Origin of the sequence: Lachnoclostridium sp. Marseille-P6806 (assembly GCF_900625025.1) — a bacterium.
GTDB lineage: Bacteria > Bacillota > Clostridia > Lachnospirales > Lachnospiraceae > CAG-791.
On the sequence record NZ_LR130579.1, the window covers coordinates 112,972 to 137,953 of the forward strand.

The 24,982-nt window shown below is 54.2% G+C and carries 25 protein-coding genes; 6 read left to right on the top strand and 19 right to left on the bottom strand.

Going from position 1 to position 24,982, the window contains the following annotated elements:
* Positions 1-13 precede the first annotated feature (13 nt).
* Positions 14-922, bottom strand: coding sequence for a helix-turn-helix domain-containing protein (locus E0E20_RS08515; protein WP_130837781.1), 909 nt, complete (start codon positions 920-922; stop codon positions 14-16).
* Positions 923-1,092: 170 nt separating this feature from the next.
* On the opposite strand from E0E20_RS08515, the gene E0E20_RS08520 reads away from it, so the two are divergent.
* The 5 genes from E0E20_RS08520 to E0E20_RS08540 all read left to right on the top strand — a co-directional run bounded on the left by E0E20_RS08520 (position 1,093) and on the right by E0E20_RS08540 (position 7,461).
* Entirely contained in the window at positions 1,093-2,751 is a 1,659-nt protein-coding gene (locus E0E20_RS08520; protein ID WP_130837782.1) for a DUF4091 domain-containing protein, read from the top strand.
* 105 nt (positions 2,752-2,856) lie between these two features.
* The gene (locus tag E0E20_RS08525) at positions 2,857-3,969 is read left to right on the top strand and encodes a phosphotransferase enzyme family protein (RefSeq protein WP_130837783.1); all 1,113 of its coding nucleotides are present in this window, start codon (positions 2,857-2,859) and stop codon (positions 3,967-3,969) included.
* Between the two features lie 513 nt (positions 3,970-4,482).
* Complete coding sequence (locus tag E0E20_RS08530; protein ID WP_130837784.1) at positions 4,483-5,643, top strand: ABC transporter substrate-binding protein; 1,161 nt, start codon at positions 4,483-4,485, stop codon at positions 5,641-5,643.
* A gap of 61 nt (positions 5,644-5,704) precedes the next feature.
* A complete protein-coding gene (locus tag E0E20_RS08535) occupies positions 5,705-6,643 on the top strand; it encodes an ABC transporter permease (protein WP_242622730.1) in 939 nt (312 codons plus the stop codon).
* 5 nt (positions 6,644-6,648) lie between these two features.
* Positions 6,649-7,461: an ABC transporter ATP-binding protein gene (locus tag E0E20_RS08540; RefSeq protein ID WP_130837785.1), complete on the top strand. Its 813-nt coding sequence runs from the start codon at positions 6,649-6,651 to the stop codon at positions 7,459-7,461.
* 15 nt (positions 7,462-7,476) lie between these two features.
* Here the strand turns inward: E0E20_RS08540 and E0E20_RS08545 are convergent, their stop codons facing one another.
* From E0E20_RS08545 to E0E20_RS08615, 15 genes are all read right to left on the bottom strand, one after another.
* A complete protein-coding gene (locus E0E20_RS08545; RefSeq protein WP_130837786.1) occupies positions 7,477-8,196 on the bottom strand; it encodes a PrsW family intramembrane metalloprotease in 720 nt (239 codons plus the stop codon).
* Positions 8,197-8,274: 78 nt separating this feature from the next.
* Positions 8,275-9,309: a 2-hydroxyacid dehydrogenase gene (locus E0E20_RS08550; protein WP_130837787.1), complete on the bottom strand. Its 1,035-nt coding sequence runs from the start codon at positions 9,307-9,309 to the stop codon at positions 8,275-8,277.
* A gap of 199 nt (positions 9,310-9,508) precedes the next feature.
* The gene (locus tag E0E20_RS08555; protein ID WP_130837788.1) at positions 9,509-10,897 is read right to left on the bottom strand and encodes a Wadjet anti-phage system protein JetD domain-containing protein; all 1,389 of its coding nucleotides are present in this window, start codon (positions 10,895-10,897) and stop codon (positions 9,509-9,511) included.
* A 47-nt stretch (positions 10,898-10,944) separates the two neighbouring features.
* Positions 10,945-14,394, bottom strand: a complete 3,450-nt coding sequence (locus tag E0E20_RS08560) for an ATP-binding protein (protein WP_130837789.1) — start codon at positions 14,392-14,394, stop codon at positions 10,945-10,947.
* Complete coding sequence (locus tag E0E20_RS08565; protein ID WP_130837790.1) at positions 14,391-15,071, bottom strand: DUF4194 domain-containing protein; 681 nt, start codon at positions 15,069-15,071, stop codon at positions 14,391-14,393. The genes E0E20_RS08560 and E0E20_RS08565 overlap by 4 nt, the downstream gene beginning before the upstream one ends.
* 25 nt (positions 15,072-15,096) lie before the next feature.
* Positions 15,097-16,512 carry a Wadjet anti-phage system protein JetA family protein gene (locus E0E20_RS08570; protein ID WP_130837791.1) on the bottom strand — a complete coding sequence of 472 codons (1,416 nt, stop codon included), beginning with the start codon at positions 16,510-16,512 and terminating at the stop codon, positions 15,097-15,099.
* Between the two features lie 75 nt (positions 16,513-16,587).
* Positions 16,588-17,889 (bottom strand): RNA-binding domain-containing protein, encoded by a 1,302-nt coding sequence (locus E0E20_RS08575; protein WP_130837792.1) that lies wholly within the window; start codon positions 17,887-17,889, stop codon positions 16,588-16,590.
* A 73-nt stretch (positions 17,890-17,962) separates the two neighbouring features.
* Positions 17,963-18,676 carry a transglutaminase family protein gene (locus E0E20_RS08580; protein WP_330508894.1) on the bottom strand — a complete coding sequence of 238 codons (714 nt, stop codon included), beginning with the start codon at positions 18,674-18,676 and terminating at the stop codon, positions 17,963-17,965.
* Between the two features lie 29 nt (positions 18,677-18,705).
* The gene (locus E0E20_RS14225) at positions 18,706-19,026 is read right to left on the bottom strand and encodes a DUF4111 domain-containing protein (RefSeq protein ID WP_242622731.1); all 321 of its coding nucleotides are present in this window, start codon (positions 19,024-19,026) and stop codon (positions 18,706-18,708) included.
* Positions 19,027-19,171: 145 nt separating this feature from the next.
* Positions 19,172-19,483 carry a TipAS antibiotic-recognition domain-containing protein gene (locus E0E20_RS14590; RefSeq protein ID WP_334295340.1) on the bottom strand — a complete coding sequence of 104 codons (312 nt, stop codon included), beginning with the start codon at positions 19,481-19,483 and terminating at the stop codon, positions 19,172-19,174.
* Complete coding sequence (locus E0E20_RS14595; RefSeq protein ID WP_334295341.1) at positions 19,411-19,836, bottom strand: MerR family transcriptional regulator; 426 nt, start codon at positions 19,834-19,836, stop codon at positions 19,411-19,413. Before E0E20_RS14595 ends, E0E20_RS14590 begins: the two co-directional genes overlap by 73 nt.
* Positions 19,837-19,972: 136 nt before the next feature.
* Positions 19,973-20,680, bottom strand: coding sequence for an alpha/beta fold hydrolase (locus tag E0E20_RS14770; RefSeq protein ID WP_442911476.1), 708 nt, complete (start codon positions 20,678-20,680; stop codon positions 19,973-19,975).
* A 15-nt stretch (positions 20,681-20,695) separates the two neighbouring features.
* Positions 20,696-21,562 (bottom strand): endo alpha-1,4 polygalactosaminidase, encoded by an 867-nt coding sequence (locus tag E0E20_RS08605; RefSeq protein WP_242622732.1) that lies wholly within the window; start codon positions 21,560-21,562, stop codon positions 20,696-20,698.
* Between the two features lie 75 nt (positions 21,563-21,637).
* Complete coding sequence (locus E0E20_RS08610) at positions 21,638-22,024, bottom strand: sterol carrier protein domain-containing protein (protein ID WP_130837794.1); 387 nt, start codon at positions 22,022-22,024, stop codon at positions 21,638-21,640.
* Complete coding sequence (locus E0E20_RS08615; RefSeq protein ID WP_130837795.1) at positions 22,015-22,569, bottom strand: GNAT family N-acetyltransferase; 555 nt, start codon at positions 22,567-22,569, stop codon at positions 22,015-22,017. Before E0E20_RS08615 ends, E0E20_RS08610 begins: the two co-directional genes overlap by 10 nt.
* Here E0E20_RS08615 and E0E20_RS08620 point away from each other — a divergent pair.
* Positions 22,560-23,081 carry a transcription repressor NadR gene (locus tag E0E20_RS08620; RefSeq protein ID WP_130837796.1) on the top strand — a complete coding sequence of 174 codons (522 nt, stop codon included), beginning with the start codon at positions 22,560-22,562 and terminating at the stop codon, positions 23,079-23,081. The genes E0E20_RS08615 and E0E20_RS08620 overlap by 10 nt on opposite strands.
* A gap of 53 nt (positions 23,082-23,134) precedes the next feature.
* Here E0E20_RS08620 and E0E20_RS08625 read toward each other — a convergent pair whose 3' ends face one another.
* The 3 genes from E0E20_RS08625 to E0E20_RS08635 are packed head-to-tail and all read right to left on the bottom strand — an operon-like array spanning position 23,135 to position 24,977.
* Entirely contained in the window at positions 23,135-23,389 is a 255-nt protein-coding gene (locus E0E20_RS08625) for a hypothetical protein (RefSeq protein WP_130837797.1), read from the bottom strand.
* Positions 23,380-24,174, bottom strand: coding sequence for a ParA family protein (locus E0E20_RS08630; RefSeq protein WP_130837798.1), 795 nt, complete (start codon positions 24,172-24,174; stop codon positions 23,380-23,382). The genes E0E20_RS08625 and E0E20_RS08630 overlap by 10 nt, the downstream gene beginning before the upstream one ends.
* A gap of 17 nt (positions 24,175-24,191) precedes the next feature.
* Positions 24,192-24,977: a DeoR/GlpR family DNA-binding transcription regulator gene (locus E0E20_RS08635; protein WP_130837799.1), complete on the bottom strand. Its 786-nt coding sequence runs from the start codon at positions 24,975-24,977 to the stop codon at positions 24,192-24,194.
* Between the last annotated feature and the right edge of the window lie 5 nt (positions 24,978-24,982).

Sequence of the window (24,982 nt, forward strand, 5' to 3'; positions counted from 1 at the left end):
ATCGATTTCGCTTTTATTGCTCTCGTTTGTCTGCCATCGCTTTCACCGAGGTCGCATATTCGGACGGCGATTTCCCGCAGACAGCGCGGAACTGCCGCGAAAAGTAGGCGAGGGAGCTGTACCCGAGAGCCTCGGCGATCTGCTGGAACTGCAGGTCCGATTCCCGGATCATGCGGCGCGCCGCGCGGATCTTCATCTGCACGAACGCATCCATCACGCCGCATCCCGCTTTTTCCCGGTACAGCTTATAGAGCTGCGAGCGCGAGATCATATTGTCATGGCAGATCTGGCGGATCGTGAGCGTCTGCCCCAGACGGCCGAGGAGATACTCCTGAATGCAGACATACTGCCGCTCCCGGTCGTTGGCCTGCATCGTCGTCTGCACGGCGTCCGGAGCCGGCACGCCTGCCGGAGCGTGATACCTCCTGTAAATATGAATCAGAAATTCCTCAAGATAAAGGCGGAGCAGCTGCAGCGCCCCCGGAGGAACGGAAGAAGAAAGGGACATATTCTCCAGATAGGGATCGTCCAGCGGAGAGGAAAAGCAGCCCGCCGCCTCGCGGATCAGCGACGCCAGAAGCAGCTTTTCCTCCGCGTCGATCGTGAGGATTTTCCCCGCAAAATATTTCATCGCGGCGCTCCGGCAGGCAAAGGACGCCACGATCAGATTCGGGGCGCTCCGGCCGGTCGCGTGCACATCATGAAACTCCATCGGCTGATGAAAGGCGATCTGCCCCCGCTCCAGAACATGCGCCGCCTCTCCCTGCGTAATCCGCACGGACCCGGAATCCGCATAAATAAATTCCCAGAAATCATGCCTCTCCCCGTCAAAGGAAAAATTCCTTGCATATTCAAAATAGTGCACGCTGTAAAGCCGCCCGACCCCGAAGAGCGTCGGGAGCCTTGTTCCGATATAACTCACCTGCGCCTCCTTTCCTGACTTTTACTTTATTATGAGGCATATTTCTCAATAAAGATACAATTCTGCAAGGAATCAAAACAATCGTGCAAGTACGTTCCGCGCAGATTCATTACAATGGTTTTAAGCCATTGAGACAATTTTCATTTCACCGACAAGAACAGGAGAACGCTATGTATCACTTAATTCCCGTATCATGTATGGAAAAGGTTTTAACTGACCGCAGGCCCTCCGGCGAGGGCTTCTCCGGCCATATGACGGCCCTCCGGGGGGAGACGATCTCCTTTCAGATCGCGTACTTCCACGACGGAATGACCCTGCTTCGCGGCGCGGCAGAGGCCTCCGCGGGCGTCCGCGTCCGCTATGTGGATTCGGTGCCCTGCGCTTATCCCTGCCACACGGGCGGAAGAACCGACAGCGATTATCTCTCGGAAAAACCCGGTCTTTATCCCGATATTCTGCGGGATGTCCCGGCCTGCGGCTTCCCGATGCTCTCCTGCTCATGGGGGGCTCTCTGGGTTGATATCGCCGTGCCCGCGGACGCCGAGCCCGGACTGCACTCGGCCCGCGTTGATGTCCGCCGTCTGCCCGATCTGCGCCAAAGCGGGGATGCCGGCGAACCGCTCGGAAGCATAGAGCTGCAGTACGAGGTGCTCCGGCACGTCCTCCCCGCCCTCCCCATTCCTCACACCGAGTGGTTCCACTGCGACTGCCTTGCCAATTACTACGGCGTCGAGGTTTTCTCCGAGGAGCACTGGCGAATCCTTGAGAACTTTCTCAAATCGGCGGCGGATCATCACTGCAATATGATACTCACGCCGATTTTCACGCCCCCGCTCGACACGGCGTTCGGCGGCGAGCGCCGCACGGTTCAGCTCGTGGATGTCGCCGTGACCGGCTCCGACAGCTATCACTTCGGCTTCGACAGGCTCCGGCGCTGGATCGCGCTTTGCCGCGGCCTCGGCTTCCGCTACTTTGAGATTTCTCATCTTTTCAGCCAGTGGGGCGCGGTCGCGGCTCCCAAAATCATGGGCGAAAAGGACGGCGCACTCTGCCAGCTCTTCGGCTGGGACACCGATGCCGCCGGGCCGGAATACCGCAGCTTCCTGCATCAGCTTCTCCCGGCGCTCCGGGCGGAGCTCAGCTCCCTCGGCGTGCTGGAGGACTGCTGGTTCCATATCTCCGACGAGCCTTCGATGGAGCAGCTCGAGTCCTACCGCCTCGCCTACGAGGGCGTGAGCCGCGAGCTCGCGGGCTGCCACATCATGGACGCACTCTCGGATTACAGCTTCTACGAAAAGGGGCTCGTGGAAACGCCGATCTGTGCCACCAACCATATCGCCCCTTTCCTTGCGAAGCGCCCGCCGAGGCTTTTCGCCTATTACTGCACCGCGCAGTGGGAGAAGGTATCCAACCGCTTCATCGCGCAGCCCGGATACCGCACGCGGGTACTCGGCATGCAGCTCTTTAAGGAGAACATCGACGGCTTCCTGCAGTGGGCCTACAATTTCTACAATTCCGAATACTCGTTCTACCCGATCGACCCCTTTTCCTGCACGGACGCGGGCGGCGCATTCCCCTCCGGCGATCCCTTTCTGGTCTATCCGGGGCCGGACAGAAAGCCGATCGATTCCCTGCGCCTCATGCTGATCGACGCGGCGTTCTCGGACTACTGCGCGCTGCACCTCCTCGCCGAAAAAATCGGCCGGAAACAGGCTGTCGCCGTTCTGGATCCCGGAAACGAGCTGGCAATCGACCGCTATCCCATGAGCGCCGGTGGAATCCAGACCCTCCGGAACCGCGTCAATGAAAAGCTGAGGGAGCTGCAGTAATTTATTCCCATGGCAGTCGTCCCTTGGGACGTACAAATCAGAAACAAGCTGGTCATACCCCGCAGCTTGCTGCGGGGTATTTGACTTAAGAAACGGAGATTTTTCATGACAGCCTTACGCGAACAGACAGTGATGGACGCCGCCCGGCACTTTCTCACACAGGGCAGCCCCCGCAGCGTCCGCCGCTACGGCAGCGGCCACATCAACGATACTTACCTCGTGGAATGTGCGCGCCCCTATATTCTGCAGCGCCTCAACACCGAAATATTTCACGAGCCGCTCGCCCTGATGAAGAACATCGAGAGCGTCACGCTCTTTCTCCGCGAGAAGATCACGGCGCAGGGCGGCGACCCGGACCGCGAGACGCTGACGCTGATTCCGACGCAGGACGGCAGCTTCCATTACATCGACGGGGAGAACAATTTTTTCCGCATGTTCCTCTTCATCACGGATGCCGTCACCTACGACGCCGCGAGGAACCCCGAGGACTTCTATCACAGCGCCGTGGCGTTCGGGAACTTCCAGCGCCTCCTGCACGACTTTCCGAGCGAAACGCTGACGGAGGTGATTCCGCATTTTCATGACACGCCCAGCCGCTTCCGCGATTTCGAGCGCGCGGTTCAGGAGGATGTCATGGGGCGCGCCGCCTCCTGCGCGGAGGAGATACGCTTCCTTGCGGACCGGCGGGCGGACTGCGGTGTCTCCGTCCGTCTCCAGCAGGCCGGCGAGCTCCCGCTCCGCGTCACGCACAACGATACGAAGCTCAATAACATCATGCTGGATCAGCGCACGGGGGAGGCGATCTGCGTCATCGATCTGGACACCGTCATGCCCGGCCTCTCCGTCAACGACTTCGGCGATTCGATCCGCTTCGGCGCCAATACGGCGAGGGAGGACGAGCCGGACGCCTCTCTTGCGGGTCTGTCGCTCCCTCTGTATGAGAGCTATGTCCGCGGCTTCCTCACCGGCTGCGGAGGCATCCTCACGCCGGCGGAGGTACGACAGCTTTCATGGGGCGCGAAGCTCATGACCTATGAATGCGGCATGCGCTTCCTCGGCGATTATCTGAACGGAGACGTCTATTTCCACACGGCCTATCCCGAGCACAATCTGGTCCGCGCCCGGACGCAGATCGCTCTGGTGCGCGATATGGAACGCAAGTGGACGCAGATGAATGACATCGTGGCGCGGTACGCCGGGCAGCCGTCAACGCGGTAAGAAAAACGCACCGTACACGCTACTTTTTCTTCAAAATGCTGTTGACAAGTCCCGTGATGATGCGTATTATTTCCTTAAACTTTTGAGGAAGAGCAGTAACCCTCCGGAAACCTCACAGAGAGCTGCAGGCGGTGTGATTGCAGCAGGCGGAACTTGGGCGAATGGACTTCTGAGGGCGGACCGAACAGAGAGCGGCAGTTCTGGACAACCACGGCTCTAAGTAGGCTCCGACGGGTTCCTGACCGTTACCAGACAGGTGCACATGATGGTGTGTAAACAGAGTGGGCGAATCACGGCACGGTGCCGGAATACATCCGGGAGAATGCACAGACGGGTTCGTCAATGTGGGTGGTATCGCAGAAGCAGCGGCTTTTGTCCCATAGCGGGACTTAAGCTGCTTTTTTATTTCTGCGGGGGACAGACTCCGGCCGCCATCACAGGCAGCCGCCCACGACAGCAGCGGCAGATACGGTCTGCGCGCTGCACGACGCTTCGGCGAGGAGGAAAAACACAATGATGAAGAACAGACTTGCGGCTATGGCTCTCACAGGGATCACGGCTCTGTCGCTCGCAGCCTGCGGAGGAACGGCCGCGCCGTCCACAGCGGACGGCGCGGCGGCGGAAAGCGGCACTGCGGAAAATACCGCAGCGGAAAGCGGCACAGAGGAGAGCGGCGCGGCAGATGAGAGCGGGGCAGAAGAAAGCGCGTCCCCGGAAGCCGGCTCCGGCACGACCTACAAGGTCGGTATCGTTCAGTATGTAGACGACGCCTCGCTGAATCAGATCCAGCAGAACATTCAGTCCCGTCTCGACGAGCTCGGACAGAAAAACGGCGTGGTCTTCGACTATGCGGACTATACCTACAACGGGCAGGCGGACGGCACCGTGCTCCAGCAGATCGCCTCGGAGCTGATTGCCGACGGCGTGGACGTCATCGTCCCGATCGCAACGCCCACCGCCCAGATCATGCAGGCCGCCACGGAGGATCATCCGATCCCGGTCGTATTCTCGGCCGTATCTGATCCGGTGGGCGCAAAGCTCGCCGCCAGCATGGACGCTCCCGGCGGCAACATCACCGGAACCTCCGACGCGCTGAACACCGAGGCGATCATGAACCTGATCTTCGCCGCCCAGCGTGACGCCGATTATATCGGCATCCTGTATTCCTCGAGCGAGGACGCCTCCACACAGCCGGTGGCCGACGCAAAAGCGTTCCTCGAGGCAAAGGGCGTCCGCTTCATTGAAAAGACCGGGACCACCAATGACGAGGTTTCCGCGGCGGCCGACGCGCTGATCGCCGAGGGCGTCGACGCGATATTCACCCCCACCGACAACACCATCATGACCGCCGAGCTCGCCATCTATGAAAAGCTCGCCGAAGCCGGCATCGCGCATTACTGCGGAGCGGATTCTTTCGCGCTGAACGGCGCGTTCGCGGGCTACGGCGTCGATTACGCCAAGCTGGGGGCCGAGACCGCGGATATGGCCGCGGAGCTTCTTCTGAGCGGCGCCGACCCGGCCTCCACCCCGGTCCGGACCTTTGACAACGGCATCGTCACCATCAACACCGAAACCGCAGCGGCCCTCGGCCTCGACCTTGACGCCGTGAAGACGGCATTCAGGCCGCTGGCAACGCAGATCATTGAAACCACCACCAAGCAGAACTTTGACTGAGCTTCTTCATTCCGGAGGTTTTTCACCCGGATGGACACGCAGACCAAAGAGGGAGGGCATCTTGTTTCTCACCGCAGGGATTATTCAGACAGCGCTCGAAACCGGTCTGATTTACGGACTGGTCGCACTGTCGCTGTTCATCAGCTTTACCATTCTGAACGTCTGTGACCTTTCGACGGACGGCTGCTACACGCTGGGCTGCGCCGTCGGCGCACTGGTGACGCTGTCGGGGCATCCGGTTCTCGCCGTCTTCGCCTCGATCGCGGCCGGCGTTCTCTCCGGCTTCATCACCGGTATTCTCCAGACCACGTTCCGTGTGCAGAGCATCCTTGCGGGGATCATTGTCAATACGGGGCTGTACACCGTCAATCTCGCTGTGATGGGCTTTAAGTCCAACATCGCGATCTTCGGGACGCCCACCGTGTTCTCCCTCTGGAAAGGTCTGTCGGACGGTGCTTTCTGGCAGGAGTGGTCGGCCCTGATCCTCCTGCTTCTGCTGGCGGCGCTCCTCGTCCTTGTTCTGCATTTCTTCCTCGGAACAAGGCTCGGCCTCTCCATCCGCGCGACCGGCGATTCCTCGCCGATGGTGCGGGCATCCTCGATCAACCCCGGGTTTATGATCGTCGTAGGGCTCTGCATCTCCGGCGGTCTGACCGGACTTGCCGGCTCTCTCATCGGACAGTACAACAAGATGAGCGACATCAATCTGGGAACCGGAATGGTCACAATCGCTCTGGCCTCGCTCATCATCGGTCAGACGTTCTCGAACCGCAGCATTCATATGCTCTGGAAGCTCGTGTCCGTTCTGATCGGCTCCATGCTCTACCGCTTCATCATTTCGCTGGCGCTCCGTCTGAACGTCCCCACGGAGGCGTTCAAGCTGGTTTCCGCCCTGATCGTCGCCGTCGCCATTGCCGCGCCGCAGCTCCGCGCGCTCCTCTCCATTCAGAGAAAGCGTTCCGCAGAGCTCCGCGCACGCGCACAGAGAAAGGGGAAGTGAGCCGCATGCTGACCATCGATCACATCAGCAAGACATTCCATCCCGGAACCGTCAATGAGAAGCGCGCGCTGGATCACGTCTGCCTCACTCTGCACGACGGAGACTTCGCCACCATCGTAGGAAGCAACGGCGCCGGAAAATCCACCCTGTTCGGCGCGATTGCCGGCTCCTTTTACCCCGACGAGGGGTTCCTTGAGCTGGACGGACAGGACATCACCTTTGTCCGCGAGCATAACCGCAGCAAATACATCGGACGTCTGTTTCAGGACCCGCTGATGGGCACCGCCCCTCACATGACAATCGAGGAAAATCTGGCGATCGCGTACCTGCGCGCTTCCGCCCACACCTCCTTTATCAGCCGCATTTCCGCCCGGGATCGCGCATTCTTCCGGGAGCAGCTCGCGCTCCTTGGCATGGGTCTCGAGGACCGCATGAAAAATCCGGTCGGCCTCCTCTCCGGCGGACAGCGTCAGGCGCTGACGCTTCTCATGGCGACCATGGTGACGCCGAAAATCCTGCTCCTCGACGAGCATACGGCCGCACTGGACCCCGCCACCGCCGTCAAGGTGCTGGATCTCACAAAGCGCATCGTCGCCGAGCGGCACATCACCTGCCTCATGGTGACGCACAACATGAATCAGGCGCTGGAGCTGGGCAGCCGGACACTGATGATGGATGCCGGGCGCATCGTTTTTGACGTCTCCGGGGAGGAGCGCAGAGGCATGTGCGTGGATGATCTTCTCGAGCGCTTTGCCGCAAGCTCGGGCGCGGCATTCAACAACGACCGGATCCTGCTCTCCACCGAGACAGGGGAATAAAAAGGGCTCCGGAATCTACACTGACGTGTCCGTCGCCGCCCCGCTCCTCACAAGCCGGAACGCCAGAACGTACATGACGACGACAAAGATGAGGAACACCAGCGTCGAGAGGCCGGTGCCGATCATGGCGCAGGCATCGTAAAAGCCGTGAAAGAAAATGGCACTGAGGCAGGCGAACCGCTTGCTCTGTTTCGCCCGCCGCTCATCCCCGAGATCGTGCCAGAACTTTGCCCGGCCGTAGAACGTCCCCATGAACACCGCAAAGCTCAGGTGCCCCGGGATGGCCAGCAGCGCCCGCATCGGAGCGACCGAGAGTCCGTAGCCGAAGACATATTCGATGTTTTCAAACGCGGCAAAGCCCAGCGAAACCGCCGCGGCGTAGATCACGCCGTCAAAGCGGTAGTTGAATTCCCTGCTCCGCCATGTCTGCCGCTGCATGAAATAATATTTGCTGCCCTCCTCCGAGCCCGCGACGACAAGAAAGGCGAGGGCGATCGTATACGCCGGCCGCTGCGGATCGATCAGCCGCGGCAGTATCGCCTCCCCTATCGTTTCGAGCACAATGGCGCAGAGTCCCGCGAAAACACCCCCTAACAGGAGCTTTCCGATGAGGCCGACCGGCTCATGCTCGACCCGGTCCTGTCTGTAAATGTAAAGGAGCAGCGCCAATGCCGGAAGCACCGCTGCCGAAAGATAAATCCCCAGTATCACAAGTCCCGGAAGCACCAGAAACATAATTTCCTTTCCCTCTGTATTCTGCGGCAGGCGCCCGCCCCGGCCGTCCCCGGCCGGTGTCTCTCACGGCATATTATCTCAGAAGCATCTGCCGTTCTTTTCATGCGTACAGGCCCCCGGCTCCTGATCGCACTTGTAGCAGACCTCGTTCGCCAGCGCCCGGCCCGCAAAGAAATCGTCGATGTTCCCGAGCGTCGTCCCCGCGATGTTCTCAAGCGCATCCCTCGTCAGGAACGCCTGATGCGAAGTCAGCAGTACATTCGGGAGCGAAAGGAGACGCGCCAGCACATCATCGGCGATGATCTTGCCGGAATTGTCCTCATAGAACATATCCGCCTCCTCCTCGTAGACATCGAGGCCCGCGCCGCCGATTCTTCCGGACAGCAGGCCGTCCAGCAGAGCCTCGCTGTCGATCAGCCCGCCGCGGGAGGTATTCACAAGATAAACGCCGGGCTTCATCTTTGCAATGGTTTCGGCATTGATGAGGTGATAATTATCTTTGGTCAGCGGACAGTGGATTGAGATGACATCTGATTCCGCCAGCAGCTCATCCAGACCGACATAATGCAGATCGCTGTTCTTTGCCGGATAGGGGTCGTAGGCGAGAACGTTCATGCCGAAGCCTTTCATGATGTCAATGAAGCAGCGCCCGATCTTGCCCGTTCCGATGACCCCGGCCGTCTTGCCGTGAAGATCGAAGCCCGTGAGCCCGACCAGACTGAAATTGAAGTCGCGCGTCCTGTTGTAGGCGCGGTTGAGATGCCGGTTCAGCGTCAGCAGCAGAGCCGCGGCGTGCTCCGCCACCGCATACGGCGAATACGCGGGCACGCGGACGACGTGGATCCGGTTGTACGCATAACGGAAGTCCACATTATTGTAACCGGCACAGCGGAGCGCCACAAGCTGAACGCCGTTCTCGACCAGAGCCCGGAGCGTCTTCTCGCCAAGGTCGTCGTTGACAAACGCGCAGACCGCCTCCGCGCCTCTCGCAAAAACCGCCGTCTTCGGATTCAGCTTCTCTTCGTGATAGACGATCTCATAGCCGTGCCGGCTGTTCTCTCTGTCGAAATACTCCTTGTCATAAGCCTTTGTGTCATAAAATGCAATTCTCATGTCCGCCTCCCCGGGCTGCTCTGTTTGGCTGCTCTTTTTCTCTGTGTGCATCTTATCAGAAAAAGGACAGCGCAAACATGATTTGAATCAAAAAATCAGAGATCGTAAACCGGATATGCCGCGAAACCAGGCAAGGCAGCTTCTCTTTCCAATTTCCCTGAGAAAGAGCGGCTTTGCAACAGGAAAGTTGTCCTGACACTCAATCGATCTCATTCTCCTGTTCCAGTCGGATTTTCTTCTGAATCATATACTCTATCAGAGAATGAAAGATTCCATATTCATCATCTGCATGCATCTCAGCAAGAATGGCGAGATATTGGTTACTGGTGATCGGCATCGCCACGGACTCATATTCCCGCAGGGTATCCAGATCCATGAGAAACGGCCTGACACCTGTTGCAATTTCGCTCTGCAGTCTCAGAAAAATGCGAAAACCGCCGACATCAATATCACTCCAATGCCATACGGACGTCGTGGGAGGGCATGCCAATACAATGGAACGGAACAGACGTCCTTTCATAGGGCTGTAACAGCCGCCGTGATAGATCACGAGCAGCCCATTGCCGATTCCGGCGAGAGCTCTTTCTGTCCGGTTGTCTGAATACACCATCCGCGAGTGATCCGTCAGCTGCCGAACCACCCATACATAATTGGCCTTATTCTCGATGAACAGAATGTTGGAAATCCCTTTGGCGATAACTCTCCTGATATGCCTGACCGTATCTGAATTGAGATACGCGCCATATTTCTCATTCTCATAAGACAGCACGGAACCATTGTCCAGTTCAACAGACAGATTCCCGCACAGCTCGTAAATTTCAGGCCAGCGGCTGATCCCATACTCCAGCAGGAGGTCCTCATCCGACAGTTCGTCGCCGGAGCTCTCTGACGTTCCCCCGTCAAGCTCTGCGCTGTCTGTTTTGTTCAGGCGTTCCTTCCTGATCCGACGCAGAATGCTGACTACCCTGGATTTCATCTGGCGTTCAAAGTATTTGCTGTCCCCATACAGCTTCGCGCTGATCACACGCTCCATCTGCAGATCCTGATTGTCCGAGAGCAGCATCAGAAATCGGATCAGCCTGGCATCATAGTCCAGGTCTTCTGTAAAAATATAAGGCAGTTTTTTCTTCCGAACAAGAGCTGTTTGCTGCGTCTCCAGATAGTGCAGGATGCTTTCTCTCCGGGGCAGCGGCGTATCCTCTTTCTGTCGCAGCAGAATCTCTATGTTCTCTGACAGCAGGATTTCCACTTTCTCCAGGACCGACTTCATTGGTCTGCGGCCGGCCATTCCGTAAGCCGCCTGGATGGATGATTCATCCGGAGAGAGCCAGATTGCTTCTACGATATTACCCTCCTCGTACTTCATCCATGAGTAATCCAGGATGCCCCGCTCTTTCAGCTCCCTCAGTATCAGCAGGAAGTTCCGCTTTTCATCCGGATCCTCCATGCGCCGCATCAGGTCATCCGCTGTTGACGCCTTGTAGAGGAGCCGGCGGCTGTATATGCCCGTCCGGAAGTAGCTGCTGCGTTCGTACACATCCAACAGCTGATTCAGCAGAAACTTCGTCCAATTCTGTTCAGCCGGCATTGCACCACGCCTCCCCCGTTATACTCAGCCTGACACGCAATCTGTGTCTACTCCGTATCTGAACGTTCATCCGGATCATCCCCGATCTCCCTCGGATCGAAATGTCTGGTGAAAGAATGATGACCATCCTTGTACACCGCAGTGTTCCTGTCCACCAGAGGTGCGATTTCCGGAATCTTATCTGTGGGAGCCGAGAAAATCGCCTGCAACTCGAATTCCTTCAGCAGAGGCACACACTGCCGGATCCGCTCGCCGTCCAGCTTACTGAAAGCCTCATCCAGAATGATCATGCGGATGGTGTTGTTCTGCTTGGACCGGATACGGAGCACCTGTGAAAACGAGGCCAGCAGCGCGATATAGAAAGGGACCTGCGTCTCGCCGCCGGACTTTTTATTCAACATTCTAGACAGGCGCTGCGTCTCTTCCTGTTCATTGGTGACGGTCATGTCGAATACCAGATAACTGCGGTAATCCGTAAACTTCTCAATGTTCCTCTCATATTCCTGCCGTCTGGCCTCTGAAGTATCCTCGTCGGAGAGGATAAGAATCCGGAAGAGTTCGTCGATCTCTTTCTGATACTTCTTATTGAAGCTCTCCGAAGCAATGTTCCATCCGCCGGTATCCATCAGGAGCGGGTCCATAATCATATCGTAGTAGCGCTTATATTCTGCCCGCGGCTCCACAATGAACTGATATCGATCGGTCCCAAAACAATTATTCCGCAGATAGTCATTCAACTCGTGGATCTGCTTCTTAATATCTTCTATATTGGACTTCAGTTTCGCAATGAAGTCATCCCGGAACTGGTTGTAGGCTTTTTCCCGGGAATCTCTGATCTTATCCACATAGGAGGACAGTTCATTTTCACTGAGCTTCTGCAGTTCCTTGTCATATTCCCTGTTGGATTCCAGACTGATATCGTAAGGCATCTTGAAATCCGCATTATAAGCGGCTCTGAGTCTGCTCCTCTCCTGCTCCGCCTGTGAGATGATCGTCTTTGTCGCTTCTGCCGCCCTGCTGAAGCTCTCACGCAGAGAGAGTGAGCCTCTTGTCCCTTTTCTTTCATTCTCCAGTTCTTTCTGGAACCGGATTTCTCCAGCTGCTTCCATCCATTTCCGGTCGTAGCAGGATTGGATTCTGTCCGCAATGGTCTCAAGAGACTGCTGCACTTCGGGCAATCTCTCATCCCGGATCTGACGGACTTTCTCTTCCAGACCGCCGTTCTCCTTCAACAGAGCCTGATTTTCCTTAGACTTTCGGTCATAGAGCTGCTTTTTCTCATCCCTCTGCCGCTTCAATCTTTCGAGATAGGTGAAATCAATACTGTCATACTCTCTTCTGACAGCATCCTGTTCTTTCTGCAGCTCCGGAATTGCGGCGCTGTCCTGAATTGACTGCTCATGCGCAGTAATTTCATAGTCCGACATGAGTTCGGTCCGGCTCAGGGCTCTCATCGTGCAAAAGAGGCTGTCCTGCCGTTCATACAGAGCCTTATTCTGGTTCAGCTCTTTCTGAAGCTGCTGCAGCTGCCGCTTGATGGATTCCCGTCCGATGAAAGGATTCTCATATCGACTGGGATTGATCTTCCTGGATACATAGCCCTTATACAGCATGCCCGATCTGGTGATCGCGGTACGGTAGCGATTCAGTTCCATGACATCCCCGCACTTCATCACGTTTCCGAGCAGGTGATCCACATAGAGCCTCGCATCCGGATTGTCCGTTTCGATCTCCTCCGACAGGGCGCCGGCCTTGCCCGTACTGTTCAGGGAGCCTTTCGGATCGGTTAGAGCCTGCCGACTTTTCTGCTCATAATCTCTTCTAAGCGAACCGATATCCACGAGCCCGGCATCATAGACGCCCTGTTCCCGTTTCGCATGGTCGTAAATTACCAAGGCATCCCGATAATATTCAGCCGGCACCAGAAGATAGAATTTCTGCTTGTCCAGATATCCCTCAATGGCGTTCTGCCATGAGAGATCACGGATTTCCAAAAGATCTGCCAGAATATGAACCGGGACCGTCTTGCCGGACTGCTCCATGAGCTGTCTCTCCAGCAGTGCCTTAACCCTCACGACATGATTGGGGTAGGGTTTGATCCCTCTCCGCAGTTTGTCAACACGCTCCGACAGGTCATCCATCGTATTCTTCAGCGCCCGTACACCGCCCTGGAGATCGGAGGCGGTATTCGCCATCTGCTCTTTCAAATCTGAAAGGCACTGCATGGATTCCCGAATCGGCACAGAGGTCAGTGTGCCTGTATTTACCGATCGTAATTGCCGAATGCTGCTCTTCACAGCCGAATCAGCGGTGCACAGAGCCCCTCCCGCATCCGATCCGGTCGACAGCTGATCCAGCTCATCTGCGGTATGCGCCCAGTCCTCTCCACAACTGCGTATCCGTTCAATTACCTTATCACGGCGGCGCAGCAATTCGTCCCGTCGGGCCGTCAATTCGCTGCTCTTCTGCTCAAGTGTTTTCTGGCGCTGACGCAGATCCGAGGTAAGATAGGTATTGTTCAGTTCATCGATTTCTGTCTTAAGATTCTCTGCTTCTTTCTGCAGATTTTCCGCCTGACCCTGATTGTCTGCGATTTTATCCTGTAAACACCGCAAATCTCTTTCCAGCCGCTCTTTCTCTGACTGTTTTTCTACCTGTTCGGCACGGTCTGCGATGTATTTCTGCTGGCGGCGGGTTTCTTTCTGCTGCTCATATCGATCGCTGACGGAGTGAATCTGACCCAGTCTGTCGATCCGGGTACGGATCCTGGCGGCATCGTCTTCCAGACGCTTATACTGTCGGATCTCACTCTGCATATCTTCGACATTGACCCGACCCTTGATGTCGCAGATCGATTCTGTGATGAACTGCTCTATATCGGTAATGGGGGTAAAGGGGACTGCTTTCCTGAGGAGCATAAAATACTTCCTCTTGACCTGCCCGTACACACCGAGAAGGGCATTCTGAAAGGCATGATTGGTATCGTAAAAGTCATACCGGTTCTTGCCAACGGTGCGATTCAGGAAAGGCTTCAAATCCTGCGCCATGCTGTAAGGAACTCTGGTCTTCGGGTCAATGAACAGATTCTCGGGCAGACCGGTCTTCCTGAGAATAAACCAGCGGAATTTGAAAGTCAGATCACTGTAGCAATCTGCCGTAAATCCTGTGACAAACCGTTCTTTCTTATCCGTGTCCAGAAATTCCAAAGAAATATAACTGGTAAAGGGACCTTTCCTCAGATACTGGAAGCCGGTATCCCCATCGTCTCCCGTCTCTCCGAAAAGGTACCCTTTAAGGGTTCTGACCGACTTGGCATTCGCCGCCTTATTGAAATAACTGCCCGCAGAGTCTCCCAGCAGGAGGAGCTGCATCGCATCAATAATCGTGGATTTGCCGCTGGCATTCTTTCCCGTCAGGAAATTGACATTTCCGAACTCAATCAGTTCCTTATCGAAGCTGTACCAGTGGATGAGCAGCAGGCGCTCTATCTGTCTCATTCTCCCTCGCCCTCCGTTACATCTTCATTCTCCGGCTCGATTTCTTCTTCCACTGTCCCTGGCTCACCGGCATCAACACCGTCTGTATCATCCTCGATGAGCTTATGCATATTGCCGATTCTCTCGTTGGAGACAATGAACAGGATAGTGGGACGGATCAGAATGCGTGTATCCGCACTTTCCCACAGGCCGTCTACCTTGCTGATAATCTGAAATCTCGCCATGGTCCGGAGCGAATTACGAATTTGGACATTGGCGGGTTTCCTGCTCACCGCATTGACGGACAGCAGCTTATGGACCAGTTCTCCCGTTGTCGTGAATACCTCCTGAGCCAGGGACAGCTTCTCCCGCTCCTCCTCGTAGATGAGGCGGAGACAGTAGATGAACAGCGTCGTCATCTTATCAAATTTATAGTGATTGTATTCATACTCACTGGAGAGCGCAATGACACCATATCCCGTATCCCTGATCAGATGGAAGCCTGCAAATGACAGATACTCCTCGAACAGTTCAAAGTGGCGTTCCATGAACAGGTAATCCGGATTCGATCTGCGGATGCTATCCTCAAAATCGAAGTCTGCCGATACCAGAAAGCTGTGCCCCAGCAGATAGTTGACCAGTCTGCGGAAATTCTCCTTGTCGGTCATGTTGAGCTTCTCATATTTTTCTTCAAACATTGCTGTTACTCCCGGAAGATCTGTGTCAATGCACAGTACTATGAGCGGATTGCTCCTTATGTTTTCTCGTAAATTTCAAATTCGGAAGATTCCATCCATCCGCATCCGTATTGCCCTCATGGAATGTCACGGTATAGGGGCTGTTCTGCTCCCTGCCGCGCAGGGTAGCCAGGAGGAAGAGGATGAAGTCTTCCGAACCGGTTATGATAAAATCCTCCGTCTGCATCTCATTCCGACTGCTCAGGGAATCCAGTATATAGCGGTCAATCTTCTTATTCGTATACTGTCTGCGGATATCAGAGAGAAAATCACCAACCAGTGCCGGATTGGTCTGTGGCTCAGCTATCGGAAGAGGTTTACCCTCACCGCGGCGGGTTCTCCTTGCCTGCTCATAGAGAGACTGAATGTCCGCATAACTGTGCTGATAAATGCGCAGACCCTCTGACATATCCCTCAGAACCTTGGGATTGTCAGAGTTCTTCAACAGATCAATCAGCTTGCCTTTCGCACTCTGATCGGTGTTGATCAGATAACGGATCTTGTCGACGGATGCGTTCGTATATTCATTATGCTTCCTGTCGATCTCACGGATCATGTCCTCGATTTCATCATAGATATCAATGGCCGAGGCCAGCATCCGTTCCGTCTCGCCTCTTCCCGTCTCAACAGAATCAAACACATGCCGTTTCATGCCATCTGACACTATCTGCTCCCGGATCGTTTCCGAATCCATCCATTCATTCAAGATCTCCAGAATCGAATTCTTAAACCGCGGAACGGAATCCATCGTCTTCAGGGGATAATAGACGGCATCAATAATCTTGGATTTATATTCGTCAAAGTGTTCATGCAGGAGCAAATTTACATCCTGATCGGGCCTCTCTACCAGCTGGAAATATCGTTTGATATTGTTGAACAGTGTCTTCAGTTCGATGACCAGCTGATTGGTGTTATGATAGGCCTGCTGCAAGGCAAAGAGGTAATTGCTCTTGCCTCTCTCTGCATTCTCCAGTACGGCATAGGTTCCATACACGTAGCTGTTGTACTCGCGGGTTCTCTCCTCTGTGAGGCTGTAAAGCAGATTAATGATCGCAATGGAATAGTCCGGAATGGTAATGTACTCATCAAAACTCCCCCGTGCATATTCGGTATCGATCCAGCCGGTGACTTTCAGCTTTCTCAGGAGCAGGCGGGCCTTTCCGGAGATATCCACTGCCTCGGACTGATCCTCATTCTCCTCCTCTGCCTCTTCGGTAAAATCTGCCTCCAGCATACTGCTCTCCAACGAATTCATCATCATCGCCGTCAGATCCTCTTTCCAGATCTGCAGCTCTGTCTGAAAAGCCTCCCGTAGAACGAACAGCGCCTGAACATACAGCGACTTCTTGGCAGAACCCAAAATCGTGAATAATTTATCCGGTACACGATCAAATAATTCCATGGCTGCGATACCTCAACAGATCATGCATTCGTTGTCAGAAGTGTACTTATAGTTCACTCAAAGTACACGTATAGTTCACTCTGCCATCCAATATCCGTTTCTTCTTGAACCTCTTCTCTTTAATAAGCCAAGTTCCTGCAACACCCTGCATATTTTCTTCACACCGCTCAGACTTAATCCACATCTGTCTGCAGCTTCCTGCAGATTAAGACTGCCATCTTTCTGCAGAATCTCGTATACCAGCCTCTGATTATCACTGAGGCCGTTCTTACTCAGCGAGATGCGTTTCCTTAAACGCACATCGTCACGTTCGAATGCAAAGGGTATGGTAACAACCAACATTCCGTCAGCAAAAGAAAACGCATCCTTCCCATACCTGGAAACAATGGTAGGTACTCCATGTCCGCTTTGTTCCGCTAGCCCTGCCGCGATAAAAATTCTCAGAAGATTTCTGTTCACCGGCACGCTCGTTCCCTGATAGAATCCTTCCAATGAAAGCGAATACGGTAACCCGCCATAGGAAATAATTTCCATTCTGTCATCAAAAACATGGATTGATGGAGGAATCCCATTGTTCCAATCATTATGCAGGCAGGCATTAATCCACGCCTCACGGAAACTAGGGTAATCAACCAGTGACGTTTCCTGTCTTTTTGTTTGGGTTACATCAACCTTTGTCACATTTAATGCAGAAAAATACAGCATTACCTCCTCGATGGATGCCAGAAGACATTTTCCTCCGTATTCGGTCCGGCTAGACATTACGGTTTTATCTGTCCCATCAAATTGAACTACCGTAATCCTTGTCTCATTATGATCTGCCAGCAGATAGGCATTAAGGTTATATTTTCCCTTTTTGTTCAACAATCCAAAATTACCCAGAAAATCTTCAGAAGTATTCGGATGATACCCTTTGGCCGTAAGTAACGCAAAAAGAGATCTGAATTTAAGCTTTTGCTCGGGTGCAGCTTTCTGACTGATAATATCTGCGTCAGATGATGCCAGCATTTTTCGCAAGATCGTATTATCCGCCTGCTCATCTGCTGAAACGACACGGATATAATATCTGCCATCAAAGGAATACGGTATATCGGATCCTGCTGCTGAAACCTTAATATAACTCTTCCCTTGCTCCTTGCACGCTTCAATTTTCGGATAGACACGCGGCTCTATCTTATCCCGAATCCGATTCCGAATATCCCTCAGTGTATTCTTGCCGATCATCAGGCCGCATATGTCTCCATTATCATCTACTCCAAAATACACCGTCGCCTCATTGTGTTTGTTAAGCATAGCGGTAATGGATTTCAAACCTTTATCCAGTTGTCCCAGACTCTCCTTGAACTCCCGATATTCGTCTTCTTTACCCAGATTCATCGGTTCCTCCCAAAATTCAAAGTTTACTTTAAAGTATATGCGTGCCGCGAGAATATGGTCAGCGCAGACCGCCTCAGCTGCGATTTCTTACTTTCCTTACATTGCAATTCATCAAATGTCTTCCCAGATGTCTATACGCAAAGGCTTTGACGCCTGACAACTCCTGACGGTGCTTTTCCAGCAATTCGTCCGGCGAATCATATACTCCGAAATCCTGCGTGATTCCCTCGCTTTGGATGTAGGTGCTGTTTCTGTCAAAATCAATGACCGGGTGCTGAAAATCCTTTACCGCCACACCATAACCACAGAAAGAACCGTTACAATTTGCAAATTTTTTCTGCAGCTTTGACAAATATTTTTGATCCAGTATAAATGCCTCCAGTTCATACCACTTATCTTCAAAGTACACTTCGACCCAACTGTGCAATATATTCTGAGGTGCATTTTTATAAACAAATCCACTCATCGCGCCCTTTTGCAGTTTTTTATCTATGGTAAATCCATGAACCCTGCAAGGAATTTCACAGGCACGAAGCAATGCCATAAAAAGGGTTCCCTTTGTATTGCACTGGCCATATCCATCCTCAAGGACCTTAGACGCCGAAATATTGTCATCTGCATTGTATCCAAATAAAACCTCGTCTCTTACAAAGTTATAAATGGCTTTGATGCGATCAAATTCATTCTGTTCTTTCCAACGCTTCCGCTCTATCAGTTTTTGAATGTCCGGATTTGAAAAATCCAGCATTCCGGTTTCCTGCAAATATTGATTCATTTTCATCTCCATACCAAAGCACTCCCGGAGAGTGTAACCGTTTATCCTTTCGCAATCTCGCTCAGCATATATTCCGCATATTTTACGGCATACTCTTTATCATAAATAACCTTTTCGGCTTCCATGGATTCCTGCAAGGCGCTCCCAATCAACGGGTAATATTCGGAGGGTAAGTTCTTCAGCGCCCACTCTCCTCCCTCTTTTTTGGACAAAATAATTTTTTCACTTTTATACGCAAGCACTCTTGCTAAATTCAGCGTCAGATACATTGTCTCCTCCGTAATTCTTTCTGCCGCTTCAGCAATATCCAGCCGGATGGAATCGAAATAATCCTGCAATTCATATATACTTGCAGTCATCATAACACAGAGCCGCCAATAAATTATGACCATTCCCGGCAATCCGTCCGCAAAAGCAGGCGCAGCGCTCCGGATAAGAAAAAGCAGGAAATCGTTTCCGATCTCCTGCCGGACGAAGTCGCCAATGGGGGCTGATATTTCATTATCGTCATTTTTTATAAAGGGCTTCGATAGCCCTCCCGACAAACTCGGTTGTCCCATCGCCGTAAATGCGATCCTGAGCGATCTGAATTTCTGTATTTGTCCGATAGGCCGAAGCCATCTCAAGAACCATATCCATCTCATCCGGAAGCTGAAACATCTGTTTTGTTATGTGATCATATTCCTTTGCCAATGCTCTCACTTCGGGGGAAAGAACATCGGCCCCTCTCATTTCCGCCAGCTTCTTTATGACTGCTTCAAGTTCTTTCTGGTGATTGGAAAAGTCCTCCTGACGGTTCGGGTGCTGCGCTGCTTCCAGCGCCTGCTCTTTCCCGCCGTACCACTCGGCGGCTTTCCGGAAATTTTTCTGCGCCGCTTCACCGCCCGCGCTTTCAGTGAAATGCTGGCGATCAGGCGTTCCATTCGCTCTTTTTTTGCAGCCAGCATGCTTCGCTGCATCCGTAAAATCTGATTTTTGTCAAAAGCCGGGTTGTCTATCACCGCTTTGATCTCTTTCAGCGGAAGATCGAATTCACGAAAAAACAAAATCTGCCGTAGCGTTTCCAGTGCTGCCTCATCATAAAGCCGGTATCCCGATCCGCTTCTTCCGGTCGGCTTCAATAATCCGATCTCATCATAATAATGAAGCGTCCGCACGCTGACCCCTGCCATATCGGATATTTCCTTTGCCGTTCTCAAGTTCGTAACCTCCCCTCCCGTTCCTGATAAGACCACTTTAATCTATGACGCAGCGTGAGGGTCAACCGCTTAATTCTGTATGCTACAATAGCCTTGCCAATATATGCTGTCATTTATTTTCTGACAAAGGAGCTTTGACGCCACGGGCTTTTAGATCTTCATGCTTATCTCGGATTTGATCTGTCCGCTGGTCATGATCGGCTTCGGCAGAGCATTCACAAAGCGCCCTCCGCGCAGCATCAACTCCGTTTATGGATACCGCACGGCCATGTCCATGAAGAATGAGGAGACTTGGAAATATGCCCACGAGGTCGCGGACAGAATCTGGTGATGCTTTCAAATTTGCCCTGTCCCTTTCTCCGCACAGAATCGTTACCGAACACACGATCTCATGCAGGGCATCTCTGAAATCCAATGACCGCAGGGAACGGGTCAGCCTGATCACATCGTTCTTTGAAAGCCCCATGCCGCGGAATATCCGGTCCGGCATGCACCAGAACAGGATGTTCTGAAAATTGATGAGATGACGCGGCATCTTATATTGCGCTCCGATCAGGATCAGCGAAGCCGTCTTATCCTTGTGGCGGATCGCAAAATCCATTGCAAGAATCGCTCCCAGCGAAAGACCGCAGATACGAAAAGGCTCTGCCGCATCCGCATACCTCTGCTCCAAACGGTTCAGAATCGAGAAATAGTCCACGTAGCCGCCCGCGTCGAACAGCTCCGGGCGCTCCGCATCCATGGCCAGGGTCCGCATGATAACATGATCCCAGTCCCGGGCTGTCTGCCCTAAGCCGTGCAGCAGAACCGTCTTCATTTCCATCCTCCCTCTTCACCGAAGTGCCGGCCCTTCCGCGTTATACCACAGAAAGCCGTTTTCCCTGCAATAGCTCTCGATCTCTCCGGCGAGCGCCGGGGCCGCGCCATATTCCAGAAGATATACCGACAGGCCGCAGTCCTTTGCTCTTGCGAGATAATCCTTAAAATAAAGCGTTTCCGCCTCCTGCTGCCTTATGCAGCTTCCGTCCGCAAAATTGATGCCCGTAAAGACGCTCTCCTGATTGATTCCCTCAAAGAGGGAGAGGGCGCTTCCCTCATCCATGCACCTTTTGACAAACGTATCGCCGCCGTTTATAAGCAGTGGAATATCATAGACTTTCAGCTCCTGCAGAATCGCGCAGAGTCCCTGAAACGTACTGTCCGCCGGGTAATGGTAATAGACGTCCGCGTTGTCCAGAAAAAGGCCGTCAAAGCCCATCTCCGCATACTGTCCGCCCAGCTCGCCGGCAACAAAGCGCTGCCACTCCGGGCGGGAAACATCCGCCCAGCGCTCATCCGGCCAGTCCTCATAGACGCCGAGCGTCATATCCCGGAAACGGTTGTAATAGGGACGGTATTCCTCAAGGGCTCCGATATTGAGATAACCGTATACCGTTTTTCCCGCCTCGTGGAGCTCCCGGAGCTGCTCCTCCCGAAACTCCGACGGTTCAATGACTACCATGCGATAATCCTGCAGGCGTTCCGCCTCTTCGCCTCCGATGCCGAGAAATACCCCGTATTCCTGTGACGGCTTCGCGCCGCATCCGGAAGACAGCACCGGGAGGCAGAGCAGGACACACAGAAGAAGCGCCTCCGGCAGGGAAAGACGCTTTTTCCATTTTATTCGTTTTATCCGCTTTTTCTGTTTTATCCGCGGCAAAGAAAAATCAGCCGTCCGGTCTCTTTTTGAAGCTCTGCTTAAAATATCCGTATTCAGAATTTTCCTCTCATGACATCATTTCAGCAGCACCGGTTTCTTTACAAACAGTTCTCTGAGAAGCGCCTCATTGCTGTACAGCACGGTTCCCTCCCGATACCGTGCCATATCCCGATCGATCCGCCCGACAGCCAGCTGGCAGAACGTTTCCACCGTCACATCCATATCGGCATCCGCATCATTCCGCACAATGGACAACACTTTCCCGCTGTCAAAAATCACGGTATATGTGCCCGTATTTTCCGGAAGAAAATAATCTGCAACATGAATACTGTACTGTCCCTGCCGGCAGGCATGACGCATCACAGACAGAATTTTATCAATATTGAGAGCGCGGGCGGTAAAATGGCCGCACAGCTTTCGATCCAGACTGTCGCACTCCGGCAGCAATACGCTCAGATCCACTTTTCATCCGTCCCGGTATCCGCCAGATTATAGTCCCGGATGAAATTCATATAAAGCGCATGCGCCTCGTCGACCGCTTCCTGGGACAATATCCGGTTAACCGCGAATGTCTGTTTGAAAGAGGAAAACTGCTGTATGTCCGCCTTCTGCTCTACCATCTCAGAAGCCGCTTCAAATCCGAATTTACGATAAAATGCAAAGGAAAAAGGGATCAGTGTGGCGAACAGATCACCGTTATCCTTGTATTCCCGCAGGATAACCCCCATCAGGCTGCGAACGGCTCCGCTCCCTCTCGTTTCCGGAAGCGTTCCTACCATGTGCAGCTCGCCGCAGGATAAAACAGCTCTCTCATAGGTCATCGTATGCCGCAGCGTTGAAACAGCCGATATCAGACGCCCCGCCTCATCAAATGCTCCCCACACGTCGCTTTTCGGGTGCTCTGCGCTCTCCCTCGCCCCTTTCTCATCCCACGGATGAAGAAGCTTGCCCGCGCGGCTTCTTTTCGGTATGCTTTGTTCATCATAAGGAGGTTCCCATGGACGCAGAAAACCGCCGTGTCAGAATAAAAAACGCTCTCCAAAGCAGCCGGATGCCGATCAGCGCGTCACGGCTTGCGGGAGAGCTGGGCGTAAGCCGTCAGATCATTGTCGGAGACGTCGCGCTCCTGCGCGCCGCAGGGACGGAAATCATCGCCACGCCGCGCGGCTATACGCTCCCCGCGGGCAGCGCGGCGCAGGGAAAAACGTTCCGCATCGCCTGCCGCCATCGCTCCGAGCAGATGAAAGAGGAGCTGTTTACCATCATCGACTACGGCTGTCAGGTTCTCGATGTCATTGTCGAGCATCCGATCTACGGCGAGCTCACGGGCTCGCTGCATCTCGCGAGCCGCTTCGACGCGGAGGAATTTCTGCGCCGCTGCCGGAGCGAAAGTGCGGCTCCCCTCTCTCTTCTCACGGAGGGCATCCATCTGCATACCATTCTCTGTCCTGACGAGGACGCTTTTCGGCGCGTCACGGACGCGCTCCGGGAAAAGGGTATTCTTCTTCCCGGCGAATGATCTCCGGCGCGCCTCTCAGCACAGACAGAGCCTCGCAGGGCAAACAGAGCCCCTCAGAGCAGATAGGTCGGCAGCTCGCAGATCAGATGTGAGATTACCTGCTCCGCGCCGCCGGACGGTGTGAGCACCGCTGCCGCCGCCTCGCTGCCGTTCGCCTCCGCCGGCCTGCGCCCTTTGCGCGTCTTCCTCGCCGTCCCCGGTTTCACGGCTTTCGTTTCCGACTTCACGGTTTTCGCCTCCGGCTGTACGGCCGGCTGTGCCGCCGTCTTTCCCTGTACCCGCTTCAGAGACCCCTTTCCTACTGACATAACGCTTCCACCTCCCTTGCCAGTTCCATATATTCTTTCGCACTCCGGCCGGACCGCCGGTATTCGATCACGGTCATACTCGCGTCCTGCGCCCATTCGACCGCCGAATCCACGTGAATCACCTGACGAAATACCGGGACGTCGTCCAGTCCCGCCAGCGTCTCCATGGTCTGATGATAATAATTCTTGCGCTCGTCGACCTTGGTGACAAGAATGCCGAGAACCTGCACCGTCGGATCCATGCTCTGTATCTTATGCAGAAAATCCATCATGTTCGCGAGACCGAAGAGTCCCCACGGCGTGGCCTCCACCGGAATAATCACACGATCCGAGGCGAGCAGGATATTCGTCACCCAGTCTCCCAGCGTCGGCGGGGCGTCGATCAGGATATAATCATATTCTCCGCTCTCCCTGACGGGCCGGAGAAGCTCCCTCAGAACAAGCTCCCTCCTCCGCTTCGCGGGAAGCTTCGTCTCAATCCCGCTCATCCGCATAGAGGAAACGATCACGTCCGGCCGCTCCGCCCCGCTTTGCAGAATGAGCGGCGCCAGAGCGCTCCCGTGAACCAGCGCCTCATACAGGTTGCGCTCGCCCTGTGCATATTCCAGCACGCGCTCCTCATCAAAAAAAGACAGCGACAGATTGAGCTGCATGTCCCCGTCGATCAGCAGCACCCGTTTTCCCGCGCGCGAGAGCGCGCTTCCAAGGTTCGCGCAGGAGGTCGATTTGCCGCTCCCGCCCTTGTTGTTCGCAAAGCATATGACCGTCGTATTCCGTCTGCTCATCCACAGCGCCCCCTGTTTCACACGGACAGCGTCCCGTTCTCCTCCGGACAGTAGAGTCGGATCCCGTTTGCCGCAAAGCAGGCGAGCCATGCGGCCGAAGGCATCTCGTCCGTGATTACCCCCGTGATTCCGTCGAGGCCGCATACGCGGGAGAACGCCTTTTTATCAAACTTGGACAGATCCGCCATCAGATAGGTTTTCTCCGCATGAGTCATCATAGCGAGTTTGGTCTGCGTAACCTCCTCATTGCCCTCCATGATGCCCCGCTCAAGGCTCAGCGCCTTGCAGGAGACAAACGCTTTTTCCGCATTAAAGGAGGCGAGCCCCTCGACCGCTTTCGGGCCTGTAAACGCCAGATACCCCTCCTTTACCCGCCCGCCGGAGGAAATGATCTCCCCGTCGGGGATGTCCGCGAGCTCAAGTATATTCTCAATGGAGTTGGTGACCACGGTGAGACGCCTCTTTTCCCGGATCGCCTTGGCCACATAGACCGCCGTCGTGCTCGCGTCAAGAAAAATATGATCGCCGTCCTCGATCAGAGACGCTGCGATCCCCGCAATCCGGAGCTTTCCAGGGACATTGTTTTTCCGTCGGACATTGAACGGAAGATCGATGCTGTCCATGTTGTTCAGCACCGCGCCGCCGTAGCTCTTCGTCGCGATCCCGTCCCGGTCAAGCCGGTCCAGATCCCGGCGTATCGTCTCCTCCGATACCTGAAACTGCCTTGCGAGATCGCCCACATATACCCGTCTCTGTTCCTGAAGAATGCTTATGATCTGATTTCTTCTCTCCAATGCCAGCATACTCT